The sequence below is a fragment of the Kitasatospora sp. NPDC057518 genome, assembly GCF_042802075.1.
In the GTDB taxonomy this organism is placed as follows: Bacteria; Actinomycetota; Actinomycetes; order Streptomycetales; family Streptomycetaceae; genus Kitasatospora.
Genome location: NZ_JBHVEU010000046.1, coordinates 15,462 through 30,508, shown reverse-complemented (window position 1 = coordinate 30,508; position 15,047 = coordinate 15,462). Strand labels below are relative to the sequence as shown.

The window sequence follows — 15,047 nt, the reverse complement described above, 5'->3', positions numbered from 1 at the left end:
GCCCGGAACCTGGTGGTTCCGGGCCCTTTCCGTGTTCCCGTGTTCCTGTGCGCCCGTGTCCCCGTGCGGCTCAGGCGCCGCCGGTGTGCACGCTGAACGCCGAGCGGCGGGCCGCCCGGGCCACGCCCGGGTCGGGGTGCACGCTCGAGACCGCCGTCAGCACCGAGGCCGCCCGCGGGTGGCCGGACTGCCGGGCCCGGGCGAACAGCCGGACCGGGTCGCCCGCCGCGGCGCCCTCGACGTGGCCCACCAGCAGCTCGGTCTCGCCGTGGTCGAGCACCGCGGCCGCGGTGTCCACCCAGAGCCAGGCCGCGTCCTCCGCGCCCAGCACGTCCGCCGGGGCGACGCCCTCGTCCGCGCGCTCCGCCAGCCACAGCAGCGCGTACGGGCGCAGCACCGGCTCGTCCACCGCCGCGCGCACCGCCTGCTCGGCCGGTCCGCCGGCCACCCGCAGCGCCTCGAAGGCCAGCCCGCGCACCAGCGCGTCGTCGCCCTGGGCGGCGTCCAGCAGCTCGCCCACCGCCCGGTCGGCCGGACGGGCCGCGACCCAGGCCCGGAACTCGGCGCGGGCCGGGCCCGGCGAGTAGTCCGCGCAGGCGTTCAGCAGCTCGAAGGCGCTCTGCTCGATGTGCCCGGCCGCGGTCTGCGCGACCGTGCAGATCTCCTCCAGCTTCGCCCGCACCGCCCAGTGGCCGAGCGGCGACAGCTCCGCGGCGTCGTTCCTGCGCACCAGGGCGCCGACGGCCGCCAGGCCGTCCAGCATCCAGTCCAGGACGGCGGCCACGTCCGAGGGCGCGGCGGGGGTGTCGATCTGCGGCGCACGGCAGGTGCCGCGGACGGCGGAGACGGCCGAGGCCGCGTGCGGCACCGGCGACAGGCCGGGTCCGCCGAGGCCGGTGCCGACCCGGCGCTCGTCCAGGCCGCGGCGCAGCAGCTCCAGCAGCTCGCTCTCGGCGACCGGGCCGTCCACCAGGTGCAGGAAGGACAGCAGCTGCGGGGCCTGGTCCACGGCCTGCCCGGCCAGGACGGCGAAGACGCCGCGCAGCGCCGCGGGCGGCACCGGGGCGAGCAGGGTCCAGGCGTCGAACAGCGCCGACCAGCCGCGCACCACGGCCTCGTCGTCGTGCTCCCAGGCGTGCAGGCGCCAGCCGGGGCCGGCTCCGCCGTCCCGGGCCTCCACCAGGCCCACCAGCAGCGCCTGCCCCCAGGCCTTGGCGGCGGCACCGACCGTCATGGCCAGGGCCCGGCCCGCCGCGCGGGCGTCGTCCGGGAGCAGCTCGCCGCGCTTGTCGACCTCGGCCAGCTCACCGGCCCAGCGGGCGACCCGGACGGCGTCCACCAGCATCCGGCGGGCCAGCGGCGCCAGCTCGGACGGTGCCGGAAAGCCCTCCGGCACGGGAACCCTGCCCCGCCCGGGAGCCGGAGCGGGCCCTCGTCGCCGGGGTACTGCGTTACGGGGGACTCCCGCCCCGCCCGGCCTGCCACCGGCGGGCCGTTGGGCCGTTCCGGGGAGACGGGTCACCGTCGCACCGGTACCGATCGTCGGCGGGAGCGGGGCATCACGGTCGCGCGGGTTCCGAGACGTCACGTCGAGCAGTCTTCCCCTTGTACCGGCCTTCTGTCACATCCGGTTGTCCGTACGACCGGGCGACCGCCGGTGGCACCTCCGCAAGATCGGGCAACAACGGCAAACCGCCTGGCCGGAAACGTGTGACCTGCCCATGCCATGGGGGGCGGGCCGGTTGCCGGGAATGCTCGGGCGGTCACCGTGCGTACGGGTGGGGGGTAAGGGGCCGGGCCAAATATTGCTCCTGACAGCCGAGGGGCCCGCACGGGGGCGTTTCGGCCCGGCGACGCCCGGCAGGACTGTCCAGCCCGAATCCGGACGGATGGCGGGCGGCGTGATCGGGATCGAGCCGCACCGGAAGTCGGCCGGGCCGACTTTTCACGCGGGCCCGGAGGAATGGGAGGAACGTTCATTCCCGGACGGGGGGAATCGCACCGGGAAAAGCGGCGGGGACCAGCCGAAAACGCCCTCGCGCACAGGGGGGGTGGTTGAGCCCCTAGAGGAGCGGGGTGAGCCAGCGGCGGAGGAGTTCGGTGTAGCGGTCGGGGGCGGTGTTCCAGAGGGTGGCGTGGTCGGCGCCGGGGAAGGGTTGGAGGCTCACCACGTCGCGGCGGGCGGCGGCCAGCTTCTCGGCGGTGCCGAAGGGCGCGATCCGGTCCTCGGGGCTGTGCAGGAGGAGGGTCGGCACCCGCAGGTCGGTGCCGTCGGCGATGCGGCCGAAGTCGGCGAGGTCGACCCCGGTGCGGCCCTCGGCGGCGAGGGCGCCGAGCTCGGCGGCGACGCCCTGGAAGCCGGCCCGGGCGGCGTCCCGGCGGGCGGAGGCGGGCAGGTCGAGCACGGGCGAGTCGAGGATCAGGCCGCGGACGGCGTGCGACCAGGCGGAGCGGGCCACGGTCTGCAGCACGATGGTCGCGCCGACGGACCAGCCGTACAGGATCACCTTGCCCGCGCCGCTGTCGAGCGCCAGCCGCACCGCCGCCTCGATGTCGCGCCACTCGGTCTCGCCGAAGTGGCTGAGCCCGTCCGGGGAGGCGGGGGCGCCCCGGTCGCCGCGGTAGGTGACGGCGAGGGCGGGCAGGCCGAGCCGGTCGAGGACGGGGAGCACCGGGAGGGTCTGCCGGCGGTCGTCGCCGGGGCCGTGCACCAGGATCACCCAGGTGCCGCGCTTGCCGTCGAGCCGCCAGGCGGGGAGGGCGCCGAGCTCGCCGTCGGCGGTGGTGTCGGCGAAGGCCAGGCCGAGCGCCTCGGTGGGGTCGCCGAGGTGGACCCGCGGGGTGAAGCGGACCTCGGTGCCGGGGACGAGGGTGCCCCGGTCGGCGCGGACCAGTCGGCGGGTGACGCCCTGTTCGTCGGCGTGCAGCACCTCCTCGACGACCGCGTGCCCGCCGTCCGCCCACTCCACCGCCCAGCGGCCGGGACGCAGGCTCGCGGGGCCGCGGGTGAAGGTGACCCGGCCGGCGGCGAGGGCGCGGACCTGGACCGGCCCGGACTCCTGGACGGCGGTCACCGGACGGACCATCCGCTCGGAGGCCCGGCGGCCGACCACCAGCACGGCGGCCCCCACCGCGGCGGCCGCCACGACGGCGGCGGTTCCCCAACGCATCTCGCTCCCCGCTCTGTTGTTCACGGACGTTCTTCACGGACGTTGTTCACGGACCGGACGGTGTTCGAGCCCCAGTTCACCGGCGCTCCGCCCGACCGGCCACCGGGCTGGGCCGTCCGGGTCACCCGGCGGGCGCTCCCGGGGTGCTCAGGGCGGTACTCAGGGCGGTACTCAGGGGGTGCCGGTGGCGAGGGTCGGGGCGGGGCCGCGCCGGGCGATCCGACCGGGCGTCAGCGGCGTCCCCGTGTGACCAACCCCTCCGTGACCTCGGTTGACTCCCGGTTCGGGCCCGTGATGGGATCCTGGGGCCAAACGGAGGCATGGAGAGGAAGCCGGTGGAAGTCCGGCGCGGTCCCGCCACTGTCACCGGGGAGCACGCTCGGAACATCGCCACGGCGGGCCGTCGACGGCTGCTGGAAGGCTCCGGGGGTGCGTTCGACCCGGAAGCCAGGAGACTCTCGCCGCCGTCACGTCGATCCAGGGCGCGGACCCTGAGTGAGGACACGCACGCGATGCAGGCTGCCCCGCCCGGCCGGACTCCGAGCTGCCCTCCGCCGTGCGGCCGATGACCCCGCGCGCGCCTTCCCCCGCTCCGCGCCCGCTGACCCGAGCCTCGCGCCCGCTGGCCCGCGCCGCCGTGTTCGCGCTCGGCGCCGCCGCGGGCTACGCCGCCGACGCCCGCTTCGCCGACCCCCGCCGGGGCCACCCGGTGGCCGTCTTCGGCAGCGCCGCGACCCGGCTGGAGCGGCGGTTGTGGCGCGACGACCGTGCCGCCGGGGCCGGGTACACCGCGCTGTGCGTGGGCGCGGTCACGGCGGGCGCGCTCGCCCTGGACCGTACGGTGGGCCGACGCCCGCTGGGCCGGGCGGCGCTGGCGGCGGCCGCGACCTGGACGGTGCTCGGCGGCACCTCGCTGACCCGGGAGGCCCGCACCATCGGCCGCTCACTGGCCGCCGGCGACCTCGCCGCCGCCCGGGAGCGGCTGCCGCACCTGTGCGGGCGGGACCCGAGCGCGCTGGACGGGCAGCAGATCGCCCGGGCGGTGGTCGAGTCGGTGGCCGAGAACACCGCCGACGCCGTGGTGAACGCGCTGACCTGGGGCGCCCTGGCCGGCACCCCCGGCCTGCTGGCCTTCCGCGCCGTGAACACCCTGGACGCCATGGTCGGCCACCGCTCGCCCCGCTACGCCCGGTTCGGCTGGGCCTCGGCCCGGCTGGACGACGTGGCGGGCTGGCCGGGCGCCCGGCTGACGGCGCTGCTGACGGTGGCCGCCGCCCCCGAGCCCCGGACCGCCTGGCGGGTCTGGCGGCGCGACGGCTCCGCGCACCCGAGCCCGAACGCGGGCCAGGCCGAATCGGCGTTCGCCGGCGCGGTGGGCGTCCGACTGGGCGGCACGCTGCGGTACGGCGAGCGGGTGGAGCACCGGCCCGTCCTGGGCGCGGAGCTGCGGCCGGTGACGGTGGACGACATCGAGCGGGCCTGCGCGCTCTCCCGGCGGGTGGGCGCACTGGCGCTGGGTACGACGGTCGCGGGGCACGTCCTGCTGCGGGCACTGCTGAAGAAGAGGGGACGGGTATGAGCAACGCACTGCTGGTCGCGGGGACGACCTCGGACGCGGGCAAGAGCGTGGTGACGGCCGGGATCTGCCGGTGGCTCGCCCGCCAGGGCGTACGGGTCGCGCCGTTCAAGGCGCAGAACATGTCGCTCAACTCCTTCGTCACCGCCGACGGCGCCGAGATCGGCCGCGCCCAGGCGATGCAGGCGCAGGCCGCCCGGGTGGAGCCGGAGGCGGCGATGAACCCGGTGCTGCTCAAGCCGGGCGCGGACGGCCGCAGCCAGGTGGTGCTGCTCGGCCGACCGGTGGCCGAGGTCGGCGCGCTGGACTACCGCGAGCGCAAGCCCGTCCTGCTGGAGCGCGCCCTGGAGTGCCTGGCCGACCTGCGCGGCCGCTACGACGTGGTGGTCTGCGAGGGCGCGGGATCGCCCGCCGAGATCAACCTGCGCGACCGCGACATCGCCAACATGGGCCTGGCCACGGCCGCCGCCCTGCCGGTGGTGGTGGTCGGGGACATCGACCGCGGCGGGGTCTTCGCGGCGATGTACGGGACGCTGGCGCTGCTGTCGGCGGAGGACCAGCGGCACGTGGCGGGCTGGTTCGTCAACAAGTTCCGCGGCGACGCGCGGCTGCTGGCGCCCGGGCTGGAGATGCTGCACGAGCTGACCGGCCGTCCGGTGCTGGGCACGCTGCCGATGCTGCCCGGGCTCTGGCTGGACGCCGAGGACTCGCTGGACCTGTCCACCGTGGCGGACCGGGCGGACGGGCCCGGGCCGCTCGGCGCGGACGTGCTGCGGGTGGCCGTGGTGCGCTTCCCCCGGCTGTCCAACTTCACCGACATGGACGCGCTCGCGCAGGAGCCGGGCGTGCTGGTCCGCTGGGCGACCAGGCCGGAGGAGCTGGCCGACGCCGACCTGGTGGTGCTGCCCGGTACCCGGGCCACCGTCGCGGACCTCGCCTGGCTGCGCGAGCGCGGCCTGGAGCCGGCCCTGAAGGCGCGGGTGGCGGCCGGACTGCCGGTCCTCGGGGTCTGCGGCGGCTACCAGATGCTGGCGCACTCCATCGTGGACGAGGTCGAGTCGAAGGCGGGCGCCGTCGACGGTCTCGGGCTGCTGCCGACGCGGGTGCGGTTCGGCGTCGAGAAGGTGCTGGCGCGGCCGGTCGGCGAGGCGTTCGGGCAGCGGGTCGAGGGCTACGAGATCCACCACGGGGTGGTGACCGTGGAGGGGGGCAGTCCCTTCCTGGACGGCTGCCGGGTCGGCCCGGTCTGGGGCACCACCTGGCACGGCGCGCTGGAGAACGACGGGTTCCGCCGCGAACTCCTGCGCGAGGTCGCCGAGTTGTCCGGCCGGGCGTTCGTCCCGGCGCCGGACACCTCCTTCGCCGCGGCGCGCGAGGCCCGGCTGGACCGGCTGGGCGACCTGATCGAGGAGCACGCGGACACCGACGCGCTGTGGAAGCTGATCGAGGGCGGGGTGCCGGCGGCCGGATCGCTGCCGTTCCTCCCGCCCGGGGCCCCTGGGAGTGACGCATGAGCCGGACACGGACGCAGGGCTGGGCAGGACCGCCGAACCGGGCGGGGCGGCAGGGCCGGGCACGATCACAGAGTCAGGCACGACAGGACTGGGGTACGGCATGAGTGACGTCCGCTATCCGTTCACCGCGATCGTCGGCATGGCCGACCTGCGGCTCGGACTGCTGCTGAACGCGGTCTCCCCGGCCGTGGGCGGCGTGCTGGTGCGCGGCGAGAAGGGCACCGCGAAGTCGACCATGGTGCGCGCGCTGGCCGGCCTGCTGCCGTCCATCGCCACCGTGGACGACTGCCGCTTCGCCTGCGACCCGGCCGCGCCCGACCCGCAGTGCCCGGACGGGCCGCACGACTCCCCGTCCTCCTCCGAACGGCCCTCCCAGCTGGTCGAGTTGCCGGTCGGCGTGGCCGAGGACCGGATCGTCGGCTCGCTCGACCTGGAGCGGGCGCTGGCCGAGGGCGTCAAGGCCTACGAGCCCGGACTGCTCGCCCGGGCGCACCGCGGCGTGCTCTACATCGACGAGGTGAACCTGCTCCAGGACCACGTGGTGGACCTGCTGCTGGACGCCGCCGCGATGGGCCGCTCGTACGTCGAGCGCGAGGGCGTGTCGGTGCGGCACGCGGCCCGGTTCCTGCTGGTCGGCACCATGAACCCGGAGGAGGGCGAGCTGCGGCCGCAGCTGCTCGACCGGTTCGGCCTGACCGTCGAGATCGCCGCCACCCGGGACCCGGCCGAGCGCGCCGAGGTGGTCCGCCGTCGGCTCGGGTACGACGCGGACCCGGCCGGCTTCGCCGCGCGGTTCGCCGAGGAGGAGCGGGCGCTCGCCGAACGCATCACCGCGGCACGGGAGTTGCTGCCCAAGGTCGAGCTGACCGATGTGGCGCTGCGTCAGATCACCGCCGTGTGCGCCGCGTTCGAGGTGGACGGGCTGCGCGCGGACATCGTGATGGCCCGCACCGCCGTCGCGCTGGCCGCCTGGGACGGGCGCACCGAGGTGCTGGAGGAGGACGTCCGCAAGGCCGCCCAGCTGGCACTGCCGCACCGCCGCCGCCGCAACCCCTTCGACGCGCCCGGGCTGGACGAGGAGCAGCTGGACCGGACGCTGGAGGAGCACGCCCAGCAGGAGGAGCCGGAGCCCGAGGACGACGGGCCCGGCCCGGACGGCGACGGTGGCGGCAGCGACGACGGCGACGGGCCGGAGGGCGGCCCGGACGGGGGCGGCCCCGACGGCGGCGGCGCGCCCGAGCCGTCCGACGGCGGCCCCGAGGCGCCCGAGGCGCCCTCCCCCGAGGACCCCGCCTCCGATGGCCCCGAGGCACCCGCACAGCCGCCCGTACCGGCCCAACACCCGGCCCCCGCGCGGGAGTCGGCGCCGGTCGCGGCCGGCGACCCGTACCGGACGCGGCTGTTCACCGTGAAGGGCACCGGGCACGGCGCCCAGGGCCGCCGCTCCCCCGCCGAGACCACCGGCGGGCACACCATCCGCGCCCGCCGCCCGCAGGGCGCGCTCGCCCGGCTGCACCTGACCGCGACCCTCCAGGCCGCCGCGCCGCACCAGGCCGCGCGCGGGCGCAGCGGGCGGGCGCTGGTGGTGCACAAGGACGACTTCCGCGAACAGGTGCGCCAGGGACGGGAGTCCAACCTGGTGCTGTTCGTGGTGGACGCCTCCGGCTCGATGGCCGCCCGGCAGCGGATGACCGCCGTCAAGGGCGCGGTGCTGTCGCTGCTGATGGACGCCTACCAGCGCCGCGACAAGATCGGCATGATCACCTTCCGGGGCTCGGGCGCCGAGCTGGCACTGCCGCCCACCTCCTCGGTGGAGGTCGGCGCGGCCCGGCTGGAGTCGCTGCCCACCGGCGGGCGGACCCCGCTGGCCGCCGGCCTGCTGCGCGCCCACGAGGTGCTGCGGGTGGAGCGGCTGCGCGACCCGAGCCGGCGCCCGCTGCTGGTCGTGGTGACCGACGGCCGGGCCACCGGCGGGCGGGACGCGCTCGCCCAGTCGCGCCGCGCGGCCGCGCTGTTCGCGGCGCAGGGCACGGCCAGCGTGGTGCTGGACTGCGAGTCCGGCCCGGTCCGCCTGGGCCTGGCCCGCACCCTGGCCGGGCTGCTCGGCGGCACCGCCGTCAGCCTGGACGAGCTGCGCGCCGAGGGCGTGGCCTCGCTCGTCCGCGAGAACCGCGCCGCGGACCGCTCCGCGAACCGTTCGACCACTTCGATGCGAAAGGCGGCCTGAGCCGACATGCCCAAGGGAGTCCCCGAGAGCGTCCCCGACGACGGTCTGACGACCCGTCAGCGCCGCACGCTGCCGATCACCGCCGTGCACACCGGCCCCGGCAAGGGCAAGTCCACGGCCGCGTTCGGCATGGCGCTGCGGGCCTGGAACCAGGGCTGGCCGGTCGGGGTGTTCCAGTTCGTGAAGTCCGCCAAGTGGAAGGTCGGCGAGGAGAACGCGCTGCGCGTGCTCGGCGCCTCCGGCGAGGGCGGCACCGTCGACTGGCACAAGATGGGCTCCGGCTGGTCCTGGATCCAGCGCTCCGCCGAGCAGGAGATGTCCAGCGAGGAGGCGGCCAAGGAGGGCTGGGAGCAGGTCAAGCGCGACCTCGCGGCCGAGACCTACCGCTTCTACGTGCTCGACGAGTTCACCTACCCGATGCACTGGGGGTGGGTCGACCCGGACGAGGTGGTCGCCGTGCTCAAGGACCGCCCGGGCAGCCAGCACGTCGTCATCACCGGCCGGTACGCGCCCGAGGCGCTGACCGGCTTCGCCGACCTGGTCACCGAGATGACCAAGGTCAAGCACCCCATGGACGCCGGCCGCAAGGGCCAGCGCGGTATCGAGTGGTAGACCGTTGAGCAACATCCCCCGCCTCGTCGTCGCCGCGCCCTCCTCGGGCGCCGGCAAGACCACCGTCGCCACCGGCCTGATCGCGGCGCTCGCCGCGCGCGGGCTGGCGGTGTCGCCGCACAAGGTCGGCCCCGACTACATCGACCCGGGCTACCACGCGCTCGCCGCCGGGCGCCCGGGCCGCAACCTGGACGCCTTCATGTGCGGGCCGGAGCGGATCGCGCCGCTGTTCCTGCACGGCGCGGCGGGGGCGGACGTCGCCGTCGTCGAGGGGGTCATGGGCCTGTTCGACGGGGCCTCCGGACGCGGCGAACTGGCCTCCACGGCGCACGTCGCCAAGCTGCTGCGGGCACCGGTGGTGCTGGTCGTGGACGGCTCCTCGCAGTCCCGCTCGGTGGCCGCGCTGGTGCACGGCTTCGCCTCCTGGGACCCGCAGGTGCGGCTCGCCGGGGTGATCCTCAACCGGGTCGCCTCCGACCGGCACGAGCACCTGCTGCGCGAGGCCCTGGAGGAGGGCTCCGGCGTGCCGGTGCTGGGCGCGCTGCGCCGCTCGACGGCGGTCGCCACACCCTCCCGCCACCTCGGGCTGATCCCGGCGGTGGAACGCTCGGCGGAGGCCCTCCGGGCGGTCGCCGACATGGGTGAACTGGTCGCCTCCTCGGTCGACTTGGACGCCCTGCTCGAACTCGCCCGGACGGCACCGGAGTTGGACGCCGAACCCTGGGACCCGTCGGCCGAGGTCACCCCGGTGGCCGGCCGGCCCCGGATCGCGGTGGCGGGCGGCGCGGCCTTCTCCTTCTCGTACGCCGAGAACGCCGAACTGCTCGGCGCGGCGGGCGCGGAGGTGGTCCCGTTCGACCCGCTGCACGCCTCCTCGCTGCCCGCCGGAACGGCCGGCCTGGTCATCGGCGGCGGCTTCCCCGAGCTGTACGTCCGCGAGCTGAGCGGCAACGCCCCGCTGCGCGCCGCCATCGCCGCGTTCGCCGCCGCGGGCGGGCCGGTCGCCGCCGAGTGCGCCGGACTGCTCTACCTGGGACGGGAGTTGGACGGCCTGCCGATGTGCGGCGTGCTGCCCGCCGACGCCCGGATGACCGAACGCCTCACCCTCGGCTACCGGGAGGCGGTCGCCCTGCACGACTCCCCGCTGGCCCCGGCCGGCACCAGGCTGCGCGGCCACGAGTTCCACCGCACGGTCTGCGAGCCCGGCGCGGGCGAACTCCCCGCCTGGGGCTGGCGCCTGCCGACCGGCCCCCGCACCGAGGGCTTCGCGAGCGGCAACGTGCACGCCTCCTACCTGCACCTGCACTGGGCGGGCGCACCGGCGGTGGCCGCCTCCTTCACCGCTGCGGCGGCGGCCTTCGCGGCGGGGGCGGCGTAGTCCGGGGCTTCGGCGGTGGGGGGCGGCGTTGATGGGGGCGGCGTTGATGGGGGCGGTCGCGGCCGTGCGGTCCATGGCCGCACCCCTGTGGCACCCCCGGGATAACGCCGCGACGTCGCGGGGTGCGCGGCCGTAGGCTCCGCGCATGCATGTGATCGTTCTCAACGGCGGGTCCAGCTCCGGCAAGTCGAGCATCGCCCTGCGCTTGCAGGAGCTGCTGCCGGACCCCTGGCTGCACCTCGGCGCGGACACCATGGTCGAGGCGCTGCCGCCGTCACTGCGCACCGGCGGCGAGGGCATCGGCGGGCTGGAGGACGGGGACGGGACGGTCGAGGTCGGCCCGGTCTTCGCCACCCTGGACGCCGCCTGGACGCTCGGGGTCGCGGCGATGGCCCGGGCCGGGGCCCGGATCGTGGTGGACGAGGTGTTCCTCGGCGGCGCCGCCTCGCAGGCCCGGTGGCGGTCGGCGCTGGAGGGCCTGGACGTGCTCTGGGTCGGGGTGCGCTGCGATCCGGCGGTGGCCGCGAAGCGGGAGGCCGCCCGCGGCGACCGGGCGGCCGGGATGGCCGCCGCGCAGGCCTCGCTGGTGCACGAGGGCGTCACGTACGACCTGGTCGTCGACACCTCGCGGGCCTCGGTGGACGACTGCGCCCGGCTCGTCGCTGGGCGGGCAACCTCCGACGGCTGAGGCCGCACTCTCCCTTCCGGAGCCACCGGCGCCGGGCCCGTCGCCGCCGCTACAGCGCGAGGGTCTGCCAGCCCCGGGTGATCTGGTCGTGGACGGCCGCCGGGTCCGGCGCCGTCGGCTGGGCCGCCGCCAGCGCCGCCAGCAGGGCCGTGCCGTCCGCCGGGCGCTGTTCGGGGGCCATGGCCAGCGCGCGGGTGACGACGGCGGCGAGCGCCGGGTCGAGGGCTTGGACCGCCGCCAGTGCCGCGGGTTCGGGCCCGGTCTCCACGATCCGGCGGATCACCGCTCCCGTGTTGGTCGCCGCGAACGGGCTGGCGCCGTGCGCCGCGCACACCACGCAGCACGCCCAGGCCCACACGTCGGCCGCCGTACCGACCCGCTCCTCACCGAACTGCTCCGGCGCCATGTACGTCAGGGTGCCCGGCCCGCCGCCGGTGGCGGTCAGCCGGGTGCCGTCCACGATCGCCGCGATGCCGAAGTCCAGCAGGCGCGGACCGGCCGTGGTCAGCATGATGTTGGCGGGCTTGAGGTCCCGGTGGACGAGCCCCAGCCGGTGCACCCCGGACAGCGCCACGGCCAGCGCCAGCGCGAGGGCCCGCAGCGCCTCGGCGGAGCGGATCGGCCCCTGCTCGCGCAGGTGGGCGTCCAACGGGCGGCCGTCCAGCAACTCCATGGCCAGGTACGGGCGTCCGGAGTCCACACCGGTGTCGAGCACCCGGGCGGTGTAGGCGCCGGGGACCATCGCCAGCACCTCGGACTCGCGCTGGAAGCGGCGCAACAGGTCGGCGTCGTCGAGGAGTTCGAGGTTGATGGTCTTGAGCGCGACCTGGGTGGCGGAGCCCTGCCGCTGGGCGAGGTAGACCGTGCCCATGCCGCCGGAGCCGATCCGGCCGAGGAGCTGGTAGCCGCCGATCGTACGGGGCTCGTGAGCACCGAGGGGGCTGCCGACGGGCGGCCTCGGCAGCACCGGCGGGGCGGCCGGGGCAGCCGACACCGGAGGGGCGGGCTGCGCGAACTGCGTGGGGACGTACGGGGCCTGAGGCGGGGCGTACGGCGTCTGCGGCGGGACGTACGGCGCCCGCGCCGGCGCGGTGGGCACGTACGGGTTCGGCGACGCCGGGAACGCCTGGGCCGCTTGGGCCGCCTGGGCGGCCTGGGCCACTCGGGCCTCTTCGGCGCGCACCGCCTCCGCGCCGACCGGCCTGGCCCGGCGGCTCGCCGCCATCGCGACGGCCTGGAACACCAGCGCGGCGACGATCAGCCCGACCGGCAGGAGGAACACGGCGAGCACCGCGCGGAGGGCGAGCAGGCCGGCGATCTGGGCCCGGCTCCGGCCGGACCGCCACAGCCGAGGCGGCATGCCGACCGTCCACAGATTGCGCTGGGTCAGGCACCAGAGCAGCAGCCAGAGCAGCAGGCAGACGACGAAGGAGGTGATGTACCAGGTCCGCGCCGAGTGGAGGGGCAGGTGCGAGACGATCGTGAGGTACCGCGCGTTGTAGACGTCGAACGACCGCCCCAGCCCCTCGAAGAGGACGCTGCTCCAGGCGCGCAGGACGGCCAGCACTCCCACGGCGGTCAGCAGACCCACCGTCAGTTCGCCGATCGTCGCGCCGGTGCCGCCCCGCGCACCTCCGGCCGGGTCCGCGCCGGCGGCCGCCAATGCCCGGCGGCGCATTGCCGCTTGGGCACGGACCAGCACCGGCAGCGTCGCCAGCCGCACCAGCAGCGCCACCCCGACCACCACCAGTACCGCGACGTCGAGCGTGTTCAGCATTTCTTCCCCCTGCCTGATCGGGCAGAGGGAGTATAGGCGGGCACCCCCGGGCCCCGGCCCTACCGGGTCCCACCGGGTCCTACCGGCTCCTACCGGCTCCTACCGGTCGAGCAGCACGGCGAGGTAGCGGTCGATCTCCTCGCGCAGCTCCTCCGGCATCGGCACGTGCCAGTGCCCGCTGCCGGCCGTGGCGTTGAACAGCACGCCGTCGCACCAGCGGATCAACCGGCGGGCGTCCCCCGCGGGGTCGCCCGAGCCGGAGGCGGCGAGCAGCTCGGCGGCGCGCTGGGCGAAGCGCGCGCCCAGGCGGTCGTAGAGGGTGCGCAGTTCGGGCCTGCGGGTGGCCTCCAGGGCGAGTTCCAGGCGGGCCAGGGTGAGCCGGCGGCCCTCCGTGAGCGCCCGGAAGAGCACCTCGGCGCCGACCTCGGCCAGCAGTTCGCGCGGCGGGACGGCGGCCCGCGGCAGTTCGCCCTCGGCGAGGACCGGGAAGTCGGCGGTCTCCCGCTCGACGATCCGGGTGAGCACGAGCTCCAGCAGGGCGGCCCTGGTCCGGGCGAGGTTGGAGGTCGAGCCGGCGGGCAGGCCGGACGCGTCGTCCACGGCGCGGTGGGTGAGCCCGCGCAGGCCGGCGTCGGCGATCAGGTCGATGGCGGCGTCGGCGATCAGGGTCGGGCGCGGGGGTGTCATGGGTCCGATCATGGCCTTTCCAGTCGGGCTCCCCCAACTCACTACAGCCGTAGTTTACGGCTCACTACACATGTAGTAGCGTGCCGGACATCGGACACTACACCTGTAGTGACCGGGTCGCGCGAGAAGAGGAGCCCCCTCATGGGCCTGCACCAGGCGATCGTCATCGGCGGCGGCATCGGCGGCCTCACCGCCGCCCTCGCCCTCCACCGGCAGGGCATCCCCGTACGCGTCCACGAACGCGCCGAATCCCTCGAACCCGTCGGCGCCGGGCTCGCCCTCGCCCCCAACGCCCTGCGCTCCCTCGACCGGCTCGGCGTCGGCGCGCGCCTGCGCGCCCTCGCCGCCCCGCACCCCGCCGTCGGCCTGCGCCACCCCTCCGGCCGCTGGCTCGCCCGCCTCGACACCACGGCCTTCGAGGCCTGCTTCGGCGACACCATCGCCGCCGTCGCCCGCGCCGACGTCATCGCCGCCCTGGTCGACGCGCTCCCGGAGGACACCGTCCGCACCGGCTCGCCCGCCGCCCTCGTCACCCCCGGCAGCGCCACCGAACCCGCCGTCCTGCGCACCGCCGACGGGGAGGAGACCGCCGACCTGGTCGTCGCCGCCGACGGCATCCGCTCCGCGACCCGGGCCCTGCTCTTCCCCCGCCACCCCGGCCCCCGCTACAGCGGCTTCACCACCTGGCGCGCCGTCGTCACCCCCGACCGCCGCCCGGCCGCCGTCGGCGAGGTGTGGGGCCGCGGCCGGCTCGCCGGAGTCGTCCCGCTCGCCGACGGCCGGGTCTACGTCTACGGCGCCGCCCTCGCCCCGGCCGGCGAGCGGGCCACCGACGGGGACGAACGGGCCGAACTCCTGCGCCGGTTCGGCGACTGGTGCGCCCCCGTACCGCAGCTGTTCGCCCTGGCCGAGCCCGAACGCGTCCTGCGCCACGACGTCTGGGACCTCGCCGACCCGCTGCCCGCCCACCACCACGGCCGGGTCGCCCTCCTCGGCGACGCCGCCCACGCGATGTGCCCCTTCCAGGGCCAGGGCGCCTGCCAGGCCATCGAGGACGCCGTCGTCCTCGCCTCCCTGCTCACCCCCGCCGCCGACCCGGCCGCCACCCTGCCCGCCTACACCGCCGCCCGGCTCCCCCGCACCACCGCCGTCGTCGCCGCCTCCCGCCGCATCGGCAACCTCGTCGCCCTCCGCTCCCCCGCCGCCACCCTCCTGCGCGACACCGCCCTCACCCTCACCGGCCTCCTCCCCGCCCGCACCCTGCTGAACCGCTCGGCCGCGACCTTCAACTGGCAGCCGCCGACCCTGGGCCGAGCGGGATGAGGCGGACCGGGGCGAGGAGACCCTCAGCCGCCGGAGCCAAGGCCGGCTACGTGTCGGTGTCCTTGGGGTGCCGGGGCGAGGCGTAGACGAAGTGG

The 15,047-nt window shown here is 76.4% G+C and carries 11 protein-coding genes and 1 riboswitch; of the genes, 7 read left to right on the top strand and 4 right to left on the bottom strand.

The window, feature by feature from the left end:
• Positions 1 to 70: 70 nt before the first annotated feature.
• Together ACFU7Z_RS07530 and ACFU7Z_RS07525 are read right to left on the bottom strand one after the other, a co-directional pair.
• Positions 71 to 1,396, bottom strand: a complete 1,326-nt coding sequence (locus ACFU7Z_RS07530; RefSeq protein ID WP_074001623.1) for a hypothetical protein — start codon at positions 1,394 to 1,396, stop codon at positions 71 to 73.
• Positions 1,397 to 2,063: 667 nt separating this feature from the next.
• Positions 2,064 to 3,170, bottom strand: coding sequence for an alpha/beta hydrolase family protein (locus ACFU7Z_RS07525; protein ID WP_380776851.1), 1,107 nt, complete (start codon positions 3,168 to 3,170; stop codon positions 2,064 to 2,066).
• 324 nt (positions 3,171 to 3,494) lie between these two features.
• Positions 3,495 to 3,628, top strand: a riboswitch (cobalamin riboswitch).
• 107 nt (positions 3,629 to 3,735) lie between these two features.
• On the opposite strand from ACFU7Z_RS07525, the gene ACFU7Z_RS07520 reads away from it, so the two are divergent.
• The 6 genes from ACFU7Z_RS07520 to cpt all read left to right on the top strand — a co-directional run bounded on the left by ACFU7Z_RS07520 (position 3,736) and on the right by cpt (position 11,165).
• Positions 3,736 to 4,749 carry a cobalamin biosynthesis protein gene (locus ACFU7Z_RS07520; RefSeq protein WP_380776849.1) on the top strand — a complete coding sequence of 338 codons (1,014 nt, stop codon included), beginning with the start codon at positions 3,736 to 3,738 and terminating at the stop codon, positions 4,747 to 4,749.
• Positions 4,746 to 6,260, top strand: coding sequence for a cobyric acid synthase (locus ACFU7Z_RS07515; RefSeq protein ID WP_074001625.1), 1,515 nt, complete (start codon positions 4,746 to 4,748; stop codon positions 6,258 to 6,260). Before ACFU7Z_RS07520 ends, ACFU7Z_RS07515 begins: the two co-directional genes overlap by 4 nt.
• Before the next feature lie 100 nt (positions 6,261 to 6,360).
• Positions 6,361 to 8,487: a putative cobaltochelatase gene (locus tag ACFU7Z_RS07510; RefSeq protein ID WP_380776847.1), complete on the top strand. Its 2,127-nt coding sequence runs from the start codon at positions 6,361 to 6,363 to the stop codon at positions 8,485 to 8,487.
• A 6-nt stretch (positions 8,488 to 8,493) separates the two neighbouring features.
• Positions 8,494 to 9,099, top strand: coding sequence for a cob(I)yrinic acid a,c-diamide adenosyltransferase (gene cobO / locus ACFU7Z_RS07505; protein ID WP_049655361.1), 606 nt, complete (start codon positions 8,494 to 8,496; stop codon positions 9,097 to 9,099).
• Positions 9,100 to 9,103: 4 nt separating this feature from the next.
• Entirely contained in the window at positions 9,104 to 10,477 is a 1,374-nt protein-coding gene (locus ACFU7Z_RS07500; RefSeq protein ID WP_049655359.1) for a cobyrinate a,c-diamide synthase, read from the top strand.
• A 151-nt stretch (positions 10,478 to 10,628) separates the two neighbouring features.
• Entirely contained in the window at positions 10,629 to 11,165 is a 537-nt protein-coding gene (cpt, locus tag ACFU7Z_RS07495; RefSeq protein ID WP_074001628.1) for a chloramphenicol phosphotransferase CPT, read from the top strand.
• A gap of 49 nt (positions 11,166 to 11,214) precedes the next feature.
• On the opposite strand, the gene ACFU7Z_RS07490 is transcribed toward cpt, so the two are convergent.
• Both ACFU7Z_RS07490 and ACFU7Z_RS07485 read right to left on the bottom strand, forming a co-directional pair.
• Entirely contained in the window at positions 11,215 to 12,942 is a 1,728-nt protein-coding gene (locus tag ACFU7Z_RS07490) for a serine/threonine-protein kinase (RefSeq protein ID WP_380776844.1), read from the bottom strand.
• Between the two features lie 99 nt (positions 12,943 to 13,041).
• Entirely contained in the window at positions 13,042 to 13,629 is a 588-nt protein-coding gene (locus ACFU7Z_RS07485; protein ID WP_380776842.1) for a TetR/AcrR family transcriptional regulator, read from the bottom strand.
• A gap of 141 nt (positions 13,630 to 13,770) precedes the next feature.
• Here ACFU7Z_RS07485 and ACFU7Z_RS07480 point away from each other — a divergent pair, with 141 nt between their 5' ends.
• Complete coding sequence (locus ACFU7Z_RS07480) at positions 13,771 to 14,952, top strand: FAD-dependent monooxygenase (protein ID WP_380776840.1); 1,182 nt, start codon at positions 13,771 to 13,773, stop codon at positions 14,950 to 14,952.
• Positions 14,953 to 15,047: the final 95 nt, after the last annotated feature.